The sequence below is a fragment of the Enterococcus sp. DIV2419 genome, assembly GCF_051711865.1.
GTDB classification, from domain to species: domain Bacteria; phylum Bacillota; class Bacilli; order Lactobacillales; family Enterococcaceae; genus Enterococcus; species Enterococcus faecalis.
The window spans coordinates 1546949-1564700 of the sequence record NZ_JBIONS010000001.1 but is presented as its reverse complement, the minus strand read 5'-3'; the positions used below and the strand labels follow the sequence as shown (position 1 = coordinate 1564700).

Here is a 17752-nt window from a genome sequence, read left to right as displayed (position 1 = left end):
TTGGCATGTTTCCTTTAAAACTGACTCAATCATACTACAAACGGATAGACAAATACAACCGAAAATCATTGGTTTTTTATTAAGAAAAAGAACAGTAAGAAGTGATAACTACTTCTTGCTGTTCTTTTGTTTAGTTAGGTGTATTTAGGTTTAAAATGATTTGTTCCGGCGTAATTTCATTATGATCTGACATCATTGGCTCTACACTTAAATAACTTGAAGTATTTGTAATGATAACCATGACAGTTGAGTCAAGCCCAGCTTCTTTAATGGCTTTTCGATCGAACGTTCCTAAAAGATCTCCTTTTTTAACACGGTGACCTTGGGTTACTTGTGTCTGAAAGACCTCCTGCCCCAATGTGACAGTATCAATTCCTATATGAATTAATACTTCAGCTCCTGCGTCCGTTTGGATACCATAAGCGTGTCCAGTTTCTGCAACCAAGTTTAATAAACCATCTGCAGGCGCGTAAACCTTGTTCGCTGTTGGCATGATTGCTAAACCTTTGCCCATCATCTCGCTTGAAAATACCGGGTCATTAACAGCAGTAAGATTCATGGCGTAACCAGTTACTGGAGAAAAAAGTTGTTCATCTAAGGTATTGTGTTGCATTTCAAAGACTTCGCGTTCTTCCTCTTCGATTACTTTATCTGAAATCAAAACTTCTTGCGGAATTGCAAATAGACTGGTTAATGCATAACATACACCGACAGATAAAAGTGCGACTAATAAATAGATCACTAATTGATGTGCACTATAGATATACATTAAGAAAGAAGGAATAACGGCTAATCCATAAGAATTTGATTGAATATGAAAAATAGCTAAAATTGCTCCGCCTAAACCTGACGTAAACAAGACACATAGCAACGGTTTTAAGTTCCAACGAATAAGTAATCCAAATAACACAGGTTCACTAACTCCAAATAATTGAGACAACATAGAACCGATGGCCGTCGACTTCACTTTGCTATCTTGCGCTTTTTTCGCAAAAGCTAAACAACTGCCAACGTTGGCAAACCCATACATGGCACATATTGTAATCAATGCATTAAATCCTGTATTTGCTAATAATGATGTTTCTACCATAGTTAGTGTATGATGAATACCAATCAAAACCATTAAAGGATATGAGGCACCAATCACGAAACCACCTAATCCTAAGGGCAACCCAATCAACCATTGGACAACATCTACCATGCCTAACTCAACGGTATGCAAAATTGGGCCAATTCCGAGAATCATGATTAAAAAAGTAATTAACATAGTCATAAAGGGTGTAAAAATTTGATCAAGAATATTCGGCATCTTTTTTCGGAAAAAAAGTTCAATCTTTGCGCCAATTATACCAGCAGCAATTGCACTTAACACGGATCCTTGTGCACCGACAACTGGGATAAAACCAAAAGCCATAATAGCTTTCACGCCAGAATCTGGTGTTGCAACTGCATAAGCGTTTGGTAAAATGGGTGATACCATCATTAAACCAATAACAATCCCGATTACAGGCGTCGCATTAAATGCTTTAAAGGTAGACCAAACAATCAAAGCTGGCAAAAAGGCAAAGACGGTATCTGTAATGACAGAGACAATTTGTTGAAAGCTTTCAGGAATATTGGCTACACTTGCTCCGAATAATTGTAAAAAAGTATCGTTAAAAATAACACCTTTTAACCCTAGGAACAATCCTGTTGCTGCAATTACTGGAACAATTGGAATGAATATTTCACTTAAAATGCGCATTGTTTTGCGCATGCCCGTTTCATTATTTTTTAAAATTGCTGTTTGCTCTGCTTTTGACACAACATTGATTCCAAGTTTTTCTATTTCATCATACACTTTAGTCACAATACCAGTTCCTAAAATCACTTGGTATTGACCACCATTATAAAAAACACCCTTGACTAAATCGATTTTTTCTAGTTGTTTACCATCTACTTGTTCGTGGTCCTTCAAAATAAAACGTAACCGCGTTTGACAATGGGTGACCGATATAATGTTATCCATACCGATTAATTGAATAATGTCTTTGGCTGCCTGCTGATAATTTTCTGCCATGTTATACTCCTCCTAGCTACTCATTTATAGTAATCAATAGTCCTTGATAGCTTTTTAATAATGTTCCCTGCTGAACTAACTGCTCTCGTTCTTCAGACTGTGTATCAAAAATAACTGTGCCATTAACTAAATAATGAGGGATTGGAACCGCCTCACCAAAATTAAAAAAGGCGTAAATCGTTTTTTCATTTAATTTGCGTTTATAAGCAATAACATTATCTGGAAGATTTGATAGACCCTCAAATGTTCCATAAAGTAAGATGTCTGTATAGGGACTCTTTTGACGAAATGCAATCATCCGCTTATAGAAATGAAAAATACTTTGACTATTTTTTATTTCTGCTTCGGCATTGATTTCTTTATAATTATCCACCATTCCTAACCAAGGTTTGACGCTTGAAAAACCGCCATATATAGAATCATTCCATGGAAAAGGCGTGCGGGCATTGTCTCGACTACGCAAATTGACAAGTGACAAGGCTTCTTTGGGCGTAAATCCTTCTTTTATTGCTCGATAGTATTGATCAATGCTAGAAATATCATCGAATTCATCAATCGAACCCCTTTCAAAATTGGTCATTCCTAATTCTTGTCCTTGGTAAATAAAAGGCGTGCCCCTTAAAAAGAAATACATGGCGCCGAATGTTTTAACCGCATTTGGCTGTTGAGCCTGTTCTTTTAAATATTTCGTTGTCGCTCGAGGTTGATCATGATTTTCAATAAAATTTGCACTCCAACCAGCCTCTTGCATGGCTTCTTGCTGTTTGAAAATTAATGTGCGTAAATCATTCCAAGACCAATTGATTCTATAAAACCATTCGCTTCCTGATTTCACATCCAAATCAGCCCATTTGAAGTCAAAAATCATGTCGAAATACCCTGTTTCTCCAATAAATTCTGATAAATTTGGATAATTGACGCCGGCCGCTTCAGCAACTGTGACAATATCAAAACCAGCAAAAGCTTTTTCTTTTAATTCGTTCAGAAAGTCACTCATTCCTGGCATGTTTCTACTAGCTTTTGTTACTTTGGCTAATTGATCTGCCCCATCAGCAGGTAAGTTTGTCCAAGTCAAATCTTTCTTAATAAAATTAATCGCATCTACACGAAAACCAGCAATTCCTTTGTTTAACCAAAAACGAATCATTTGATAGATTTCTTTGCGTAGTTCAGGATTTTCCCAATTTAAATCCGGCTGTTTTTTATGAAAGGCATGAAAGTAGTAGGCATCTTCCCCAGGTAATTTTTCCCAAACACTACCACCGAAGTTAGACCGCCAATTTGTAGGTGCTTCTTGTCCTTCTTTTATAATATAAAAGTCTCGAAAACGACTTTGAGGATTTTTTAAAACATCTTGAAACCAAGTATGTTCATCAGATGTATGGTTTACCACCAAATCTAAAATAACTTTTATGTTTCGTTTTTTTGCTTCTTCAATGAGTTCATCGAAGTCTGCCATTGTACCAAAATCGCTAGAAATACCATAATAGTCTGAAATATCATATCCATTGTCAGCCATTGGCGACGGGTACATTGGACTCAGCCAAATCAGCGTAATTCCTAAATTTTCTAAGTAATCCATTTTTTGAATAATGCCTTGTAAATCACCAATTCCGTCATTATTACTATCCGAAAAGCTACGTGGATAAATTTGATAGGCCACTTCTTTTTGCCACCAATTTCTGTTCATTCTGGTTCTCCTCACTCTTAAACTAGTCCTGTTAATTTTTTTCTGTAACCGTTTTTACATTTTGTATGATACTCGTTTTTGCGTAATATGTCAAACGTTTATCATAAATAAATGTAAACTATAATATTCTTTTGATTTAAATAGATTTATATATGTTATACGTTTGACTTTTTTCTGATTTGTTTATACTATTAGACTAACTACTATTTTCTAATAAAGGAGACATTACTTATGTCAAGCATCATGAACCAATGGACTGATGAATTACGTTATGCGCCTTATTCTTCTTGGACATCTGCTCACCTCGAAAATCTAACTTCTATTATCGCGCAATCTAGTTGGCGTTTTAAGTATCATATTCAACCACAGACAGGACTACTAAATGATCCCAACGGTTTTTCGTATTTCAATAACCAGTGGCATTTATTTTATCAAGCGTTTCCTTTCGGGAGTGTTCACGGACTAAAAAGTTGGGCCCACTTAACTTCCTCCGACTTAATTCACTGGGATTATGAAGGAATTGCCCTTTATCCCGACTCTGAATATGATTCTCATGGCGTCTATTCAGGCTCAGCTTTACCAATAGATAACCAACTATGTTTATTTTATACAGGAAATGTTCGTGATCAAACTTGGCAACGATTTGCATATCAAAATATTGCATGGCTGAATTCTTTAGGTGCGATCACAAAGGAATCAACACCATTACTACCTATTGACCCCAATTATTCTTCCCATTTTCGTGATCCGATGGTATTTCCTTATCAAGAAGGACTTGTTTTATTAATTGGTGCTAGTGATTTAAATGGACAAGGAAAAATTGTGGTCTATTTTTCTAAAGATCGAAATGTACACAATTTTCATCAACTTGGCGAATTGACGTTCACCGACCAAGAATTAGGCTACATGGTTGAATGCCCCAATTTGGTATTTATTGATGGCCAGCCTGTCTTATTATTTTGCCCACAAGGTCTATCTCCATCTGTAAAAAGTTATCAGAATATCTATCCGAATATGTACACATTGGCCGAAACGTTTGATTTGGAGAATCTTTCTTTAGTTCAGGCTGGGCCTTTTGAAAATTTAGATGAAGGATTTGATGTCTACGCCACTCAAGCCTTTAATGCGCCAGATGGTCGTGCACTTGCGGTCAGTTGGATTGGGTTGCCAGAAATCACTTACCCAAGTGATGTGGAGGGTTGGGCAAATGGCTTAAGTCTGGTTAAAGAACTCACAATTCACAACGGGAAACTATTTCAATATCCAGTTTCTGAAACAGAAATGCTTCGTCAATCCGCTACTACTTTATCAAATGGCTGCCATTTCTTATCTACTGCTTCTTTTGAATTAGAAGTGGATATTCCCAAAAATGAGATTGCTTTTATTCGGCTTTTAGCGAACGAAACGGGTTCAAAAGGACTTTTAATTACAATTGATACGATTCATGGTAAAATAACCCTTGATCGAACATTTGCTGGCCAATCTTTTGCTGAAAAGTATGGCACAATTCGTGAAACTAAAATTAGGAAAAATAAGTCAGTTCAGTTAACTATTTTTGTTGATTGCTCTGTTGCAGAAATCTATGTAAATAAAGGTGAAAAAACGATGACTGGTCGCTTCTTTCCAGATAAAGCGCAACGGTATCTTCATCTATCCAAGACGGCAAAAGCTTGTTTTTATGAGCTGGAAAATACGAATAATTAGGAATGATGGTGAATTTTGATGGTGGTTAAATTAACGGATGTAGCAAAGCTTGCTGGGGTGAGCCCGACAACGGTGAGCCGCGTGATTAATAATTATGGTTATCTTAGTCAAAAAACAATTGATAAAGTTCATCAAGCGATGGAAGAATTAAATTATCAACCTAATGGATTAGCCAGAAGCCTCCAAGGAAAAAGTACGCAGCTGATTGGTTTAGTCTTCCCTTCTGTTAGTCATCCATTTTTTGGTGAATTAATTGAAACACTGGAAAGAAAGCTCTTTGTTCAAGGATATAAAGTGATTTTATGTGATAGTGAAAAAGATCCAGAAAAAGAGCGCGCCTATTTACGAATGCTCGCTGCAAATAAAGTGGACGGTGTAATCACTGGTAGCCATAACTTAGCTATTAACGAATATGAAAATGTTTCACTACCTATTGTTTCCTTTGACCGTTTCTTGGCACCTGGCATTCCAATTGTCTCTTCGCAAAACTTTCAAGGTGGCCAAAAAGCCACTGAAGCCTTATTTGCAAGTGGTGCACAAAAGATTGCAATTATTACTGGTGCTAATAACACAGGCGCACCTAGCGATTATCGATTGGCTGGTTATAAACAAACGATGGAAAAATATGGCGCAGAAAAAACGATTCTACAAATTGATAATGGGACCTCAACAACATTAAAAAATCTAGAAATCGAACGTTTGCTTCAAAATAAAACTGTGGACGGCATCTTTTGTACCGATGATTTGACAGCAATTACAGTTATGAATATTGCTCAAAAATTGAAGATATCCATTCCTGAAGAATTAAAAGTAATTGGTTATGATGGGACAAAATTAATCAAAAGAATTGCCCCACAACTATCAACCATTGTGCAGCCAATCGACGAGATGTGTGACGTTATGATTGACTTACTGCTTCGTAGAATGAAGGATCCTGATGTTGCACTCGAGGAAAATTATCCTATTCCAATTCAGCTATCATTGTCTGAATCCTGTTAAAAAAGACACCTGAAAAGGTGTCTTTTTTTATTCTTAATTCCTCATTTGCCCATTTTCCCTTAATTCCAAAGCACAGAGATTAAATAATACAACAACATGATCCCTACAAATACACCGAGCATTAGTAAAACATACCACCAATTTTTGGCGCTATAGGTTTCATTTTTATCTTTTTCGGTTCGTTTCCCGGCAGCCCATTTCCATAAATCGTAATTATTCATCTCTCTCACCACCTTTAATGGGTTTGTTAACTTAAGTCTAACACGGAATGACAGAACTTGAAAACAAAAGGATCACCCACTTATGCAATGGATGATCCTTTTTGGTCACTATTCTTCTGGTAACCCATTATTTTTAATCACTGATTGGTACCAATAAAAACTATCTTTTTTAATACGTCGTAAATCTTTTAACTCATGGTCTTCACGATTAACGTAAATAAAACCGTAGCGTTTTTTGAATCCTTGATGGGAACTTAAAATATCCATGACCGACCAAGGGCAATAACCAAACAACTCAACACCGTCAGAAATAGCCGCATGACAAGCAGCAATATGGTCATACAAATACGCAATTCGATAGTCATCATGAACTTTTCCGTCCTCTGTTAGGCGATCTGGTGTGCCTAAGCCGTTTTCTGTAATGATTAACGGTAAACGGTATTGATGATAATAATCATTTAAAACTAAACGTAGACCAGTTGGATCAATTTGGGCACCATACTTAGAGGTTTTTAAATGTTGATTTTTTTCGATTTTGAAATAACCGTATAGATCAAAATCAATATCCTTTTCTTTCGTACCCAATGGGTGTTGCTCATCTGTCGGTAAATAGCTAGCGACTAACGTCCGATAATAATTAAGGGCGATAAAATCTGGTTTAGCGGCTTTCAAAATTGCTTGATCTTCTGGCTGTGTTTCGGGATAAATGCCGCATTTGGTCAAATACTCTTGATAGTAACCAGGGTATTCGCCAAAACAATACATTTCTAGAGCGTAATTCGTTTTAAAGTTATCATTCATACGAGCTGCCCAAACATCTTCAGGCTTATTGGAACTAGGATAAGTCATCGTTGAGGAAACAGAGGGACCGACTTTTCCCCCAGCAACCAATTGGTGACAATCATTCGTTGCTAACGCATGGGCAACAAACATATGGTAATCCATTTGTGCACGAATTTTTTCAGTATTTTCTGGTACAACATCGTACATATTCATTCGTTCATCGACACGAATCATTAAGTTTTGTTCGTTCGTAACTTGCCAATTTTTGACTCGATCACCAAACGCTTGATAACAAACTTGCGCATAGCGTTGAAATGCGGAAACGCAGCGACGATCCGCCCAACCATTGTATTTTTCCACCAACGCAAAAGGTAAATCAAAATGATAAAGTGTGACAAACGGCAAAATATCGTTTTCTAAAAGTGTATCAATGACAGCATTATAAAAATCGATGCCGGCTTGATTGATTTCGCCATCACCTGTTGGAATGATTCGTGCCCATGAAAGAGAAAAACGATAGGTTTTTAAGCCTAATTCTTTCATTAACGCAATGTCCTCTTTGAAATGATGGTAAAAATCGCTGGCGACTTTCGTATCTGCTTGAACAGCTGACTTTTTAAAAGAATTGTAATCAGCGACTGTTAGGCCTTTGCCGTCCTCGTTCCAAGCGCCCTCAATTTGAAAAGCGGAGGAAGAAGCTCCCCATAAAAAATCGTTCTTAAATTGTTTAACCATTAGTTTTGCTCCTTTACTTGCATGAAAAATAAATTTGTTTGTGGTGTAATCTCTGTTTGTTTGGTTGTCTCAATTACAGCCATTTCCGCAGTATTTGTTACGATGACTAAGACGGTTGGATCATAACCAGCAGCTTGGATGATTTGTTTATCAAAAGAGAGCAGTTTTTGTCCTAGTCTGACTCTTTCTCCTGCTTTTACGAACGTTTCAAATCCCCGCCCTTTTAATTCGACTGTATTGATTCCAATGTGAAGGAGGATTTCAGCACCATTGTCTAACTTTAAGCCAATTGCATGATGAGTTGGATATAAAGTCGTCACTTGCCCATTTCCTGGTGAAACAATTTGTTCCTCTGTCGGATAAATAGCTAGCGTTTTTCCCATTTGTTGAGAAGCAAAGACTTCATCGTTGATTTGGTCTAAAGATACGAGTTGTCCTTGAACAGGTGCTTGAATCCGTTGCTTTTCTTTGACTGTCCCTGCCTCTGTCTTTAAGCCGGGTTCTTGACGTGACTCGTCAAGCGGTAAATCATTAAAGCCTAGAAAAATCGTTAATAGAAATGCACCAAAAAAAGCAATGCCACAACCTAATAAATAACAAATAAAGGCTTTGGTTCCTGCTTCTGCGTAAACTGGGATGGTCAAGAGTCCTTGGTTAGCGAAGGCTGTCCCGTAGGCCCCGCCCCAGCCCATTGAAGCCCCGCCTGCTGCTCCGCTAGCCACCGCATAAATCATCGGTTTTTTTAGCCGCAAGTTTGCCCCATAAATGGCTGGTTCTGTGATACCAAATAATGCAGTCACTGTTGCAGAGGCAGCAACAGCTTTCAAGTCTTTATTTTTTGTGCGGACAAACACGCCAAATGCGGCGCCCGCTTGAGAAAAATTCGCTGCACCAGCAAACGCTAGCAAATTTTGCCGTCCTGTTCGAGCGACATCATTAATCCCAATTGGCACAAGCCCACGGTGAGCCCCAAAAATGACTAAGACACACCAAATTCCGCCGATAAAACCGCCTAACAAGATGGGACTCAAATTCATTATATAATAATACAACCAATTCACGCCGTCACCTAAATAAATCCCTATTGGTCCAAATAATAATAAAGTGGCTGGAATCATTAAAAGTAATGATAGCGTAGGAACCATAATGATTTTTAGAACTTCTGGAATAACTTTTTCCAAAAAGCGTTGCACATAAGCTAACATAAAAATTGCAAGAATAATAGGAATTACTGTGGAAACATAATTGGCTTTGGTCACATGTAATCCAAACAAGGTAACCGCTGATTTTTCAGTCATTAATGAAACGATGGTTGGATAACATAAGGTGGCACCAATTACCATGGCGATATATTCGTTTGTTTTGAAAACCTTAGCAGCTGAATAACCTAAAATAACTGGCATAAAATAAAAAAGTGCATCGGAAGCGGCGCTTAAAATAATATACGTATTCAAAGGTTTTAAATCGACCTGGTAAAAATTGTTTGCGACCATCACAGCGATGGCTAGAATTCCTTTTAACATGCCTGAAGCGGCAATTGCTGGTACGACAGGTGTGAAAATCGCCGCAACAGTATTTAAAATTCGATTACCTAATGAATTTTTTTCTTTTGTAGATGTTTTGGTCGTAAGTTGCTGAGCCAACAAAGGTTCTAGAGCATTATAGACATGCGCGACTTTATTGCCTAAAACCACTTGATACTGCCCGCCGCTTTCAACAACAGAAATGACACCTTCTGTTTGTAGTAAGGCTTCTTTGTTCGCTTGTTTCGTATCTTTCAATACGAAACGCAATCGTGTATAACAATGTGTGACATCCACGATATTGTCTTTGCCACCTACGTCTTTCAAAATTTCTTTTGCTATTGCTTGGTAGTCCATGGTGACCACTCCTTATCTATAAAATAACAGCTCAATAAAAAAGACCAAATCACACATGCACGTTTCAGCAAACACACTCAATATTTGCTCGTCGTGAATGTCCCTTTGATCTGATCTACGTAATAACTATGTTTCTCACGATAGAATAGCTGATTGAATTTATTTTTAATTTACCATTATTTAGAGGGATTATCAATGAATTAGGTAGACCAACTCAGTGTTTTGTTACTAAAATCAGCAGTGAAAATAGTAGTTTACTACATTCACTGCTGATTTATTTGATTACAAGACTGGGGACAACAAGCGTGAAAAGTTTTGCTTGAATCGTAGCCAGTACCCTTGTTTTTTAATTATCTCGTCGGTTAGTAAGACACTTTTTTCTATATCTTCTTCAAAGACTTGCGCTAACATCCACGCAATGTCGGGATTGTAAATAAACGTACTTACCTCAAAATTCAATGAATAACTGCGAATATCTTGGTTTGTTGTCCCAACCATAGCTAATTCATCATCAATCACCATTGTTTTTGCATGAATAAACCCACTATCATAAATATAAATTTTAATGCCGCGTTTGTGTAAGTAATTTGCGTAATATTGTGTCGCGCGGTAAATAAAGGGATGGTCAGGCATACAAGGAATCATAATTCGCACGTCGACACCTGAACGAACCGCCACTAACAACGCATTAATCATACTATCATCAGGGATTAAATACGGTGTTTGAATCCAGACACTCTTTTCTGCAGAGAAAATCATCCGAACAAACCCGCTTTTCAAAATTTCTTCTTCTGAATCAGGACCATCTGAAACAACTTGTAAGGACAAATGCTCCACTTCATGATCTTCTGGTAATTTAAAATATTTTTCATGATACGTCATACGTTCTTCAGGATATTTGACTGAAGCATTCCAATCCATGATAAATATCTCTTGCAATGAAAATACGGCCGTCCCGACCAAACGAATATGGGTATCTCGCCAGTAACCAAATTTTTCGGTGACATTCAAATATTGATCCCCAACATTGAACCCGCCGGTCCAGCCAATTTTCCCATCGATGACAACAATTTTTCGATGCAAGTGATAATTTAGACGTGTTTTACGGATCATATCACGAGAAGTAATAAAGGGAGCTACTTTTCCTCCAGCGTCAACGTAACGAGCAAAAAACTTTTTATTTGCGCCGGGTGAACCCCAAGGATCGTAAATTAAGTAAACTTCCACGCCTTCATGCAACTTTTCGATTAATACATCTAAAAATTGATTGCCAATCGTGTCATTAAAAAACGCATAATATTCCACATGAACGGTTTCTTTCGCTGCACGAATATCTTCAAATAATGCTTGGAATTTTTCTTGGCCATCTGTGAATAATTGCAAACTATTTCTTTTGGCCAACGGTGATGCGTCCATATTCCGGAAATAACGATTTAAAACTTTCGCATCATAAAGTAAATCATAACGTTTATCGCGCCCTGCTTTTTTGTTATCAACGTCCACTTTTTCTTTAATTCGTTGAACCATTTGTTTTTCATCATCAGACAATTTAAAAACTTCTTGTCCATCGATACCTCGCCCACAGAATAAGTAAATAATAAAGCCGATACCAGGCAAGAAAATCAACGTCATCATCCATGCTAAAACGCTGGAAATACTACGAGGTTTTCTAAAAACAGTAATTAAGGCAGCAATAACGTTAATTACTAATAAAAATAACAAAATCCAAACAAAAATTTTCATCGCTTACCTCCTTCTTACTTCATACTAAGATTATATCAAATAACACTTAAATTAGGCGAATAATATGAGCGAGTATTCAAAAAAGAATTCATTTCTATAAGTGTTTCGCCTTTGATTCTCAGTTTTTCTGTACTATAATGAGGGCTGGATGTAAAGATTTTGAAAAGAGGTACTTATTTTATGGTCGTTGATTTGAAAATGTTAGCTATGATTTTTATCATTAATTTTGCGTATATTACCTTAAATACTATTCGTTTTATGTTAACGATGAAAGGTTATCGGGTTATTGCACCGCTGGTTAGTATGGCTGAAATAACAATTTATGTCTTAGGGCTGAGTATGGTTCTGAATCGGTTAGACAATCCTTTAAATTTACTTGTTTATGCGCTTGGTTACGCTGTTGGCATTAGTGTAGGAATTAAAATCGAAGACTATTTGGCCTTGGGGTATATTATGGTATCGGTTATCCTCCCTTCTACTACTGAACAATTTCATTTACCAGAAACACTTCGTGAACACGGCTATGGTGTTACGCAAAGTGTTGCCTACGGACGCGAAGGAAAACGAATGGTTTTAGAAATTCTTTCCCCAAGAAAAAACGAACGTACATTGTACAAATTAATCAATCAATTAGAGCCGAGAGCATTTATCATTTCCTATGAGCCTAAGTTCATTTCCGGTGGTTTTTGGACGAAAAAAGTTCGCAAAAGAAATGACGCCATTTCTCACTAAGAAGCGGCGTCATTTCTTGTTATTGATTTTTAGTTTACATAATAAAATTATCGTAACTTTAATTTATTCTAAGATAACTTAGAGAGTTCGTACCTAGTTGCTCAATCAATTGTTGCATAAAAACTAAGCGTTCGATGGCCGATCGGTTAGCAATTTTTTCATAATAAAATGCTAGAATATCCGACTGTGCTTCTAAAGGCTCGGCTTGTTCCGTTGCTACTGGTAAAAGGAGTTTTAAGTGGTCCTGGTCAATCGTAATCACTTGGGTCAAGTGCAAACTTTCTTGAAAAATATTAGGCACAGTACTGACTTTGCGGCCTCGCAGAGCTTGTTTAATAACTCTTCTCGCTTGCGAAAGATAGTATTCAGGATTTACGTCCCCTAGCAAGTCATATAAAGCGCTGAAGGCTTCTGGCAAGGATTGCTCTTTGCCCAAGTAATCAAAATAACGAGGCATTGTTGGACCCTCTGTCTTTTCTTTTTCAAGCGTAATTATAGATAGTTGTGCCGAGGCCAATCTTTGTTTTTGATAAAATGAGGGGCCACCGCTCACGCCAAAAAAATAGTCTTCCTCTTCTGGAAACACTTGTGGCCAAAAAGATTCAGCTAGCCAAAATAATTGCTCTGTTACAGTTCCTTTAAACTTAGGAAGTTCGTCTTCAGCCAAGGTCAAACTCGCAACTTCAGCTGCCGTATAAATAGGAAAATTCAAACGATATTGACGATTTTCCCGAATGATTAACTGACAATCAATCATTTCTGATAAAAATTGTTCTAACTTGGCTTCTGTTGCAAAGGCCGCTTTTAATTGTCTTAAAATGATTCTTTCTTCCCGATGTTCATACATAAAAGTAACAAGAGGGAAAAAAAGTGATTGGTTGAGCAAATGATTGCATTGTTTCGTTTGTTGCGGAGAATGATAGTAAATTGCTAAATCATTCATGTTAACGCCCCTTTACTATTGAAGCGCCTAAGCAACAAGGAATTTATCGCGTTGCTTAGGCGCTTACGGTTTTAGTTAAAGACTTCTGTTAATTGTGGTACTACTTGTTTTTTACGAGAAACAACGCCTGGTAAGAACGCACGATTGTTAACTAATGTTACATTGAACGCTGCTTCAATTTTGGCTTGTTCCGCACCAATCGCTAATAATTCAGAATCACTGTCTAGGATATTCGTAATAATTAAGACAAACAAGTCATAATTATTGGCTGCATTTTCTGCGGCCATAGCTGCTTCTAATTCAGCTTGACGATCTAAAACTTCTGCTAAATCGACGGTATTTACTTGAGCAACGCGAACTGTTTTGCCATTCATTGGGAAGCTCTTAGCATCTAAATCTAAAAGGACTTCAGCTGATTTATCGCTTAAATTTGTTCCTGCTTTTAATAAGTCAAGACCATAGCCTTCTAAATTAATTTCAGCAATATCAGCTAGGGCGTGCGCTGCATCGATGTCTTCTTGTGTGCAAGTTGGTGATTTAAATAATAATGTATCAGAAATAATCGCTGAGACCATCATACCAGCAATTTGAGCTGGAATTGTCACGTTATTTTCTTTAAACATTTTATAGATGATTGTACTGGTACACCCTACTGGTTCTGCACGATAATACAATGGATCTGCTGTTTCGAAGTTGGCAATCCGGTGATGATCCACTACTGCTAAAATGTTTACTTCAGCGATATCTGAAATGCTTTGTTGGAATTCGTTATGATCCACTAACATGACTTGGTTTGTTTCGCTAGCTGCTTCAGTGACAACACGTGGTGCTTCAATATTAAAATAATCTAAGGCATATTGAGTTTCTTCACTTGGTGTTCCTAAAGCGACAGCTTCTGTCTCTTTTCCTAATTCTTTTTGTAAGTAAGCAAAACTAATTGCTGCTCCGATAGCATCTGTATCAGGATTTTGGTGTCCAAAAACTAAAATTTTTGACATAATACACACTCCTTGGTTTTGATTCACTCTTAATGATAACAAAAAATAGAAAAGAAACAACAAAAAAATTGTCTTCTTTTCTATTTTTTCGTTTGTTAACGTGCTAGATAACCTTGATAGTCCTCGACATGTAGTAGTTTTTTCGCATTTTCAACACGATCATTTTTAGGAGGCTCAATTCCTTCTAATGGATAAGGAATACCTAGTTCTTCCCATTTGTACTTGCCCATCGTATGGTAAGGAAGCACTTCAACTTTATCTACATTGTTTAATGTTTTTATGAAGGCATCCAGACGGATTAAATATTCGTCGTAATCACTACGTTGAGGCACCAATACGTGGCGAATCCAAACAGGTTTGTCAATTTCAGATAAATAGGTAGCCATCTCTAAAATATTATCATTTGATTGCGTTGTTAACAGTTTATGTTGCTCGTTATCAATATGTTTGATGTCAAATAAGAGTAAATCTGTATACTTCATCAATTCATCAAATTGACTAATGAAGGGTTCTTCCCGAGTAAAAGGTTTGCCACACGTATCTAAGGTTGTATGAATGCCTTGTGCTTTGGCTTTTTTAAATAAATCGATCAAAAAGTCCATTTGCAATAGCGGCTCACCACCACTGACAGTGATACCACCCTTTTCGCCCCAATAAGAGCGAAAACGTAATGCTTCCTCTAATACTTCGTCAGTCGTCACCACACGACCACCGGAACCAATTTTCCAAGTATCTGGATTATGACAGAATTGACATCTCATGCGACACCCTTGTGTAAATACGATAAAACGGACACCTGGGCCATCAACGGTACCAAAATTTTCTGTTGAATGAATTCTACCTGTAACTGGTGTTGTCATAATGATCCCTCTTCTTTCAAACGAAAAGGATGACACGTTGAATGTCACCCTTTCAGTTAAATAATGTAAATGTTTTTTATAGTCTGTCGTGTGAAGTTCTTGAGATAACGTCTGCTTGTTGTTCAGGAGTTAAGTCACGGAATTTCACGGCATATCCAGATACACGGATAGTTAAGTTTGGATATTTTTCTGGATGTGCTTGTGCATCTAATAATAATTCGTTTGTAAATACGTTTACGTTTAAGTGGTAACCACCTTTATCGAAGTAGCCATCTAATACGTTACGTAAGTTGTTAATTCTTGTGTCGTCGTCTTTACCTAAACCATTAGGGTTGATGGTTTGTGTATTAGAAATACCATCTAAAGCGATTGTATATTCTAAACGAGCTGTTGAGTTTAATGAAGCTAACAAGCCATTTTTCTCACCTAAGAATTTACCGTCTTGATAACTTGGGTTCGCACCTGGTGCAAGAGGTTTGCCGGCACGACGTCCGTCAGGCGTGTTCCCTGTTGCTTTACCATAAACAACGTTTGAAGTGATTGTTAATAATGAAGTCGTTGGTTTAGAGTTACGGTATGTGTGTTGACGTTTAATTTGTGTCATAAAGTAATCTAAAATCCAGTTAGCCATTGCATCGGCTTCTTCGTTATCGTTTCCGTATGTTGGGAATTCTTTTGTTGGTACATAATCAATTGCCATACCATCTTCGTCACGGATTACTTCTACTTCACCGTGTTTAATTGCCATGATACTATCAGTCGCATGAGAGATTCCGGCAATACCAGTTGCGAATGTCCGTTGTAAATCAGTATCCATTAAAGCTAATTGTGGTGCTTCATATGCATATTTATCATGCATGTAATGAATAATGTTTAATGTGTTAACGTACAATTCAGCTAACCAGTCTAAGATGTCTTTATAGCGTTCCATGAATTCGTGGTAATCTAATTTGTCACCAGTCATTGGACGATATTTTGGTGCTACTTGCATTTTAGTTTTTTCATCGACTCCGCCGTTAATTGCATAAAGAACAGCTTTCGCTAAGTTCGCACGAGCGCCGAAGAATTGCATATCTTTACCCATAACTGTTGCAGAAACACAACATGCGATTGCACAGTCGTCAGAGCCCCAGTTTTCACGTAATAAGTCATCGTTTTCAAATTGGATAGATGAGCTTTCTTTCGCGATTTTAGCTGCATATGTTCTGAAACCTTCTGGTAAGTGAGAAGAATACAATACAGTTAAGTTAGGTTCTGGAGATGGTCCCATGTTTGTTAATGTGTGTAAGATACGGAAGTCATTTTTGGTAACTAATGAACGACCGTCAATACCCATACCAGCAATAGATAATGTTGCCCAAATTGGATAACCAGAGAATAATTGGTTGTATTCTGGTGTCCGTGCAAATTTAACCATACGTAATTTCATGATTAAATGGTCAATCATTTCTTGTGCTTCAAATTCAGTGATTAAACCAGCTTCTAAGTCACGTTGGATATAGATATCTAAGAATGCTGAGATACGACCAATTGACATTGCTGCACCATTTTGAGATTTAATGGCACCTAGGTAACCAAAGTATAACCATTGGATTGCTTCTTGCGCATTTGCAGCAGGACGAGAAATATCGAAACCATAAGAAGCAGCCATTTGTTTTAAGTCATTTAACGCACGGTATTGTTCAGAAATTTCTTCACGTAAGCGAATAACATCGTCTGTCATTTCTTTGTTACCAGTGTTATCATGATCTTTTTTCTTTTGTTCCATTAAGTAGTCGATACCGTATAATGCGATACGACGATAGTCACCGATAATACGGCCACGGCCATAAGCATCTGGAAGACCAGTAATGATTTTGTTTTTACGTGCTAAACGCATTTCAGCTGTGTAGGCATCAAAAACACCTTGGTTATGTGTTTTTCTGTATTCTGTGAAGATTTTTGTCATTTCTTCGTCAGTTTCATAACCATTTGAAACTAAGGCATTGTTCGCCATTTTAATACCACCGAATGGCATAAATGCTTGTTTTAATGGTACATCTGTTTGTAAACCGACAATTTTTTCTTCTTCTTTGATTAAGTAACCAGGTTCATGTGACGTAATAGTTGCTGGGATATCGCTATCCATGTCATAAACGCCATTTTTTTCATGTTGGATTTCAAATAATTCTTGTAGTTTTGTCCATAATTTGTCAGTGCTCGGAGCGATTGGTTCTAAGAAACTGTCGTCGCCTTTGTACTCTGTGTAGTTGTTTTGAATAAAATCACGAGTGTCAACGCTTGTTCTCCATTTGTCGCCTTTAAAGCCTTCCCATTGTTTCATGAAGTGTTTGCCTCCTTAGTTAACTGCTACTTGATTGTATGTAACAGCTTTATGTGATTAGTATAACACATAACCTTTTAGA

Annotated in this window: 13 protein-coding genes; 3 read left to right on the top strand and 10 right to left on the bottom strand. The window is 37.2% G+C overall.

Translation table 11 applies throughout. From position 1 onward, the window contains the following. Positions 1-130 precede the first annotated feature (130 nt). Together IGI97_RS07315 and IGI97_RS07310 are read right to left on the bottom strand one after the other, a co-directional pair. On the bottom strand, positions 131-2059 hold the full coding sequence (locus tag IGI97_RS07315; protein WP_002360285.1) for a sucrose-specific PTS transporter subunit IIBC: 1929 nt from the start codon (positions 2057-2059) through the stop codon (positions 131-133). A gap of 16 nt (positions 2060-2075) precedes the next feature. Next, a complete protein-coding gene (locus tag IGI97_RS07310; RefSeq protein WP_438738305.1) occupies positions 2076-3749 on the bottom strand; it encodes a glycoside hydrolase family 13 protein in 1674 nt (557 codons plus the stop codon). A gap of 243 nt (positions 3750-3992) precedes the next feature. Here IGI97_RS07310 and IGI97_RS07305 point away from each other — a divergent pair, with 243 nt between their 5' ends. Further along, a complete protein-coding gene (locus IGI97_RS07305; protein ID WP_438738791.1) occupies positions 3993-5453 on the top strand; it encodes a sucrose-6-phosphate hydrolase in 1461 nt (486 codons plus the stop codon). An 18-nt stretch (positions 5454-5471) separates the two neighbouring features. After that, entirely contained in the window at positions 5472-6452 is a 981-nt protein-coding gene (locus tag IGI97_RS07300; RefSeq protein ID WP_002363973.1) for a LacI family DNA-binding transcriptional regulator, read from the top strand. Between the two features lie 59 nt (positions 6453-6511). Here the strand turns inward: IGI97_RS07300 and IGI97_RS07295 are convergent, their stop codons facing one another. The 4 genes from IGI97_RS07295 to cls all read right to left on the bottom strand — a co-directional run bounded on the left by IGI97_RS07295 (position 6512) and on the right by cls (position 11814). Next, positions 6512-6673 (bottom strand): hypothetical protein, encoded by a 162-nt coding sequence (locus tag IGI97_RS07295; protein ID WP_002361843.1) that lies wholly within the window; start codon positions 6671-6673, stop codon positions 6512-6514. A 108-nt stretch (positions 6674-6781) separates the two neighbouring features. After that, a complete protein-coding gene (locus tag IGI97_RS07290; RefSeq protein WP_104855729.1) occupies positions 6782-8191 on the bottom strand; it encodes a glycoside hydrolase family 1 protein in 1410 nt (469 codons plus the stop codon). Continuing rightward, complete coding sequence (locus IGI97_RS07285) at positions 8191-10071, bottom strand: beta-glucoside-specific PTS transporter subunit IIABC (protein ID WP_438738302.1); 1881 nt, start codon at positions 10069-10071, stop codon at positions 8191-8193. The genes IGI97_RS07290 and IGI97_RS07285 overlap by 1 nt, the downstream gene beginning before the upstream one ends. A gap of 282 nt (positions 10072-10353) precedes the next feature. Continuing rightward, positions 10354-11814, bottom strand: a complete 1461-nt coding sequence (cls, locus tag IGI97_RS07280; RefSeq protein ID WP_002371124.1) for a cardiolipin synthase — start codon at positions 11812-11814, stop codon at positions 10354-10356. Between the two features lie 180 nt (positions 11815-11994). Between cls and IGI97_RS07275 the strand changes: the two genes are divergently transcribed. Continuing rightward, positions 11995-12546, top strand: coding sequence for a DUF2179 domain-containing protein (locus IGI97_RS07275; RefSeq protein WP_438738299.1), 552 nt, complete (start codon positions 11995-11997; stop codon positions 12544-12546). A 58-nt stretch (positions 12547-12604) separates the two neighbouring features. Here IGI97_RS07275 and IGI97_RS07270 read toward each other — a convergent pair whose 3' ends face one another. The 4 genes from IGI97_RS07270 to pflB form a co-directional block, all read right to left on the bottom strand. Next, complete coding sequence (locus IGI97_RS07270; protein ID WP_438738297.1) at positions 12605-13489, bottom strand: DUF1803 domain-containing protein; 885 nt, start codon at positions 13487-13489, stop codon at positions 12605-12607. 71 nt (positions 13490-13560) lie between these two features. Beyond that, a complete protein-coding gene (locus tag IGI97_RS07265) occupies positions 13561-14487 on the bottom strand; it encodes a manganese-dependent inorganic pyrophosphatase (protein ID WP_002360265.1) in 927 nt (308 codons plus the stop codon). Between the two features lie 95 nt (positions 14488-14582). Then, positions 14583-15347, bottom strand: a complete 765-nt coding sequence (pflA, locus tag IGI97_RS07260) for a pyruvate formate-lyase-activating protein (protein WP_002357530.1) — start codon at positions 15345-15347, stop codon at positions 14583-14585. A gap of 76 nt (positions 15348-15423) precedes the next feature. Next, positions 15424-17670, bottom strand: coding sequence for a formate C-acetyltransferase (gene pflB, locus IGI97_RS07255; protein ID WP_002357529.1), 2247 nt, complete (start codon positions 17668-17670; stop codon positions 15424-15426). Positions 17671-17752 lie beyond the last annotated feature (82 nt).

What these genes read in the sequence shown, in the direction of transcription:
- IGI97_RS07290 (WP_104855729.1), bottom strand. Translation starts at nt 8,191, where the DNA reads ATGGTTAAACAATTTAAGAACGATTTTTTATGGGGAGCTTCTTCCTCC.
- cls (WP_002371124.1), bottom strand. Translation starts at nt 11,814, where the DNA reads ATGAAAATTTTTGTTTGGATTTTGTTATTTTTATTAGTAATTAACGTT.
- IGI97_RS07270 (WP_438738297.1), bottom strand. Translation starts at nt 13,489, where the DNA reads ATGAATGATTTAGCAATTTACTATCATTCTCCGCAACAAACGAAACAA.
- IGI97_RS07315 (WP_002360285.1), bottom strand. Translation starts at nt 2,059, where the DNA reads ATGGCAGAAAATTATCAGCAGGCAGCCAAAGACATTATTCAATTAATC.
- IGI97_RS07305 (WP_438738791.1), top strand. Translation starts at nt 3,993, where the DNA reads ATGAACCAATGGACTGATGAATTACGTTATGCGCCTTATTCTTCTTGG.
- IGI97_RS07295 (WP_002361843.1), bottom strand. Translation starts at nt 6,673, where the DNA reads ATGAATAATTACGATTTATGGAAATGGGCTGCCGGGAAACGAACCGAA.
- IGI97_RS07300 (WP_002363973.1), top strand. Translation starts at nt 5,472, where the DNA reads ATGGTGGTTAAATTAACGGATGTAGCAAAGCTTGCTGGGGTGAGCCCG.
- pflB (WP_002357529.1), bottom strand. Translation starts at nt 17,670, where the DNA reads ATGAAACAATGGGAAGGCTTTAAAGGCGACAAATGGAGAACAAGCGTT.
- IGI97_RS07285 (WP_438738302.1), bottom strand. Translation starts at nt 10,071, where the DNA reads ATGGACTACCAAGCAATAGCAAAAGAAATTTTGAAAGACGTAGGTGGC.
- IGI97_RS07310 (WP_438738305.1), bottom strand. Translation starts at nt 3,749, where the DNA reads ATGAACAGAAATTGGTGGCAAAAAGAAGTGGCCTATCAAATTTATCCA.
- IGI97_RS07275 (WP_438738299.1), top strand. Translation starts at nt 11,995, where the DNA reads ATGGTCGTTGATTTGAAAATGTTAGCTATGATTTTTATCATTAATTTT.
- IGI97_RS07265 (WP_002360265.1), bottom strand. Translation starts at nt 14,487, where the DNA reads ATGTCAAAAATTTTAGTTTTTGGACACCAAAATCCTGATACAGATGCT.
- pflA (WP_002357530.1), bottom strand. Translation starts at nt 15,347, where the DNA reads ATGACAACACCAGTTACAGGTAGAATTCATTCAACAGAAAATTTTGGT.